Consider the following 2,464-nt stretch of genomic DNA (forward strand, 5'->3'; position numbering starts at 1 on the left):
TGTGCACGAGCTCGCCTGCAGATAGCTTGTAGCCGGGCTTAGTTTGCACGGCTCCGTCCACTCTGACCGCTTCGGATTTGATTAAGCTTGATATTTGATTGCGCGAAATTCCAAGCTGCGAGCTTAAAAAAACGTCGAGCCTTTCGCTGCATTGTGCTATTAGATTATCCAAATTTATACCTTTTTTGGCTATTCTTACGTCAAAATTTTAATAGGATTAAGCGTTGTTTAAAATTGACAAAAAGATTTTAGCATATTTTGATTTCATTCAACCTTTTTTGATCGTGCCGATAGTGGTTTTTTCATACGTTTTAATAAGCGAAGCAAACGACGTGCTGTCCTCGAAGCAGGTCGTTTATTTCGGCGTAGGATTTGCCGTTTTTACGCTGTTTTTTCTCTTTCCGATACGCAAATTTTTATATCTGATCCCGATATTTTATTGGATCAACATCATATTGCTGCTCAGCGTCGATTTTTTCGGCGTTAGCAAGCTAGGAGCGAGACGCTGGCTGGAGATCCCTTTCGTGCATTTTACGCTGCAACCCAGCGAGGTGATGAAGCCCGCGTTTATCCTGATGCTGATGTATCTGATACACAAAAATCCGCCGCCTAAAAACGGCTATGGGCTGAAGGATTTTTTGCGCCTTAGTTTTTACATACTTCTGCCCTTCGTTCTGATCGCGAAAGAGCCCGATCTGGGCACCGCCGCGATACTTTTTTTGACGGGATTTGCGATCCTTTTTATCATCGGCGTCGATAAAAAAATTTGGCTTACGCTGATCATCGTTTTTGTGGCCAGCTCGCCGATTTTGTACGAAAACATGCACGATTATCAAAAAAAGCGCATCGCCGATTTTATCAGCGAGGAGCCCAATTATCAGGTCAAGCAAGCGATCATTGCCATAGGAAACGGCGGCATCTACGGCAAGGATAGAGACGAAGCTACGCAGACGCACTTTAAATTCTTGCCGATTGCGACGAGCGATTTTATCTTCGCTTATACGATCGAGCGCTTCGGCTTCGTGGGGGCTGCCGCGCTGATCGCGCTGTATGCGCTGCTGATACTGCATCTGCTGAGCCTGAACTACAACTTCAAAAACGATTATCTGATACGGGTGTTTACGAGCGCGCTCGCCTCGCTTATCTTTATCTACGCGGGCGTCAATATCTCGATGGTGGTAGGCTTCGCGCCCGTCGTGGGCGTGCCGCTGCCGTTTTTCAGCTACGGCGGCAGCAGCTTCATCACCTTTATGATCCTTTTTGGAATTTTACAAAATTTGCTGACGTTTAGGATGAAGGATAACTACAAGACCTATAAGATTAGGATGTAAATTTAGCATTCGCGGATAAATTTTGAAATTCTACAAAATCGCGCGGGACTTATTTTTAAGTCGGCGGTGAAATTTGAAGCAGCGGGCTAAATTTTAAACTCGCTACAAAATCACGCCGATGCCGAGCGTAAATATCACCGCGAAAAAGGCGTATGTAAAGGCAAATTCCAAAGTTTGCGAATTAAAAAATCCGTAGTACAAAACGCTCGTGAAAAATCCGCCCACGAAGGCTACGGCAAAGATCCCGATCCGCGCTGCGACTGGCCTTGCGCCGCAAAATTTGTATAGGTAAAAAACCCCGCAGAAGCTGATCGCAAACCAGATCATCGCAGGCACCGGCCCGCTTAGGCCTATCATGCCGAAGAGATTGGCTAAATTTAAAAGCAGCAAAAATATCACCGCAAGCGCGATGAGCGCGGATCTGATCATCTATCGCACCTTGCGTCGGGCGCGGAATTTTCATTCGCGCCGCCTTCGCCCGCGCCTTCATTTGAAATTTTAAAATTTTTGTCGGAATTTTCGTCGGCGCGATGCGTAGAATTTTCATCGGCGCCGCTTGCGAAATTTTCACTAAGACCGCCACTGGAATTTAAAATTTCATCCTCGTTTTGAGAATTTAAAATTTCGCCGCCGCTTTTAAAGTTTAAAATTTCATCCGCCGCAGCGTCTTTGCTTTGCGGCTCCCGCGCCTCTTTTGCGCTGCCAAAATCCGCGTCTTTTAAATTTGCGCCCTCATCTAAATTTCTAGAGCTTTCGTTCGCAGAATTTTTATAAGCTTTATTTGAAAATCTTTTGTGCCTGATCTGCAGATAAAAGACGAAGGCGACGAACGCTACCGCCGTGATCGCGATGTAGTAGCGGTTTTCGAAGAGCAGCACGCCCTCCACCAGCCCCGAAAACAGCGCCAGCAGCGAGGCGGTAAGAAACGGAAAGCGCACTACGTCTTTTTCGCCGATCGCTAAGGCGATGAGCGCGACGCCGAAGATCGTGGCGTTTAGCAGCGCGCCTAGGATTTTGATTTCGGCGAAAAGATTTGGATTTACGCGCGAAGTAACATAAAGCGCGAGCGCAACGGCTGCGAAAAGCAGGATCAAAAATACGATTTTTTTCATTTTGGACCTTTTAAAATTTAT

Annotated in this window: 4 protein-coding genes; 1 reads left to right on the plus strand and 3 read right to left on the minus strand. The window is 46.3% G+C overall.

The annotated features are described in order from the left end of the window. Nucleotides 1-172, minus strand: a 172-nt coding sequence (locus tag Q0277_RS09080; RefSeq protein ID WP_297997428.1) for a S4 domain-containing protein, incomplete at its 3' end; no start/stop codon positions are given. A gap of 52 nt (nucleotides 173-224) precedes the next feature. On the opposite strand from Q0277_RS09080, the gene Q0277_RS09085 reads away from it, so the two are divergent. Next, the gene (locus Q0277_RS09085; RefSeq protein ID WP_297997422.1) at nucleotides 225-1,331 is read left to right on the plus strand and encodes an FtsW/RodA/SpoVE family cell cycle protein; all 1,107 of its coding nucleotides are present in this window, start codon (nucleotides 225-227) and stop codon (nucleotides 1,329-1,331) included. Nucleotides 1,332-1,433: 102 nt separating this feature from the next. Here Q0277_RS09085 and Q0277_RS09090 read toward each other — a convergent pair whose 3' ends face one another. Together Q0277_RS09090 and Q0277_RS09095 are read right to left on the minus strand one after the other, a co-directional pair. Next, nucleotides 1,434-1,760, minus strand: coding sequence for a hypothetical protein (locus Q0277_RS09090; RefSeq protein WP_297997424.1), 327 nt, complete (start codon nucleotides 1,758-1,760; stop codon nucleotides 1,434-1,436). After that, nucleotides 1,757-2,443: a hypothetical protein gene (locus Q0277_RS09095; protein WP_297997426.1), complete on the minus strand. Its 687-nt coding sequence runs from the start codon at nucleotides 2,441-2,443 to the stop codon at nucleotides 1,757-1,759. The genes Q0277_RS09090 and Q0277_RS09095 overlap by 4 nt, the downstream gene beginning before the upstream one ends. Between the last annotated feature and the right edge of the window lie 21 nt (nucleotides 2,444-2,464).

Source organism: uncultured Campylobacter sp., assembly GCF_938030815.1.
Lineage (GTDB): Bacteria > Campylobacterota > Campylobacteria > Campylobacterales > Campylobacteraceae > Campylobacter_B.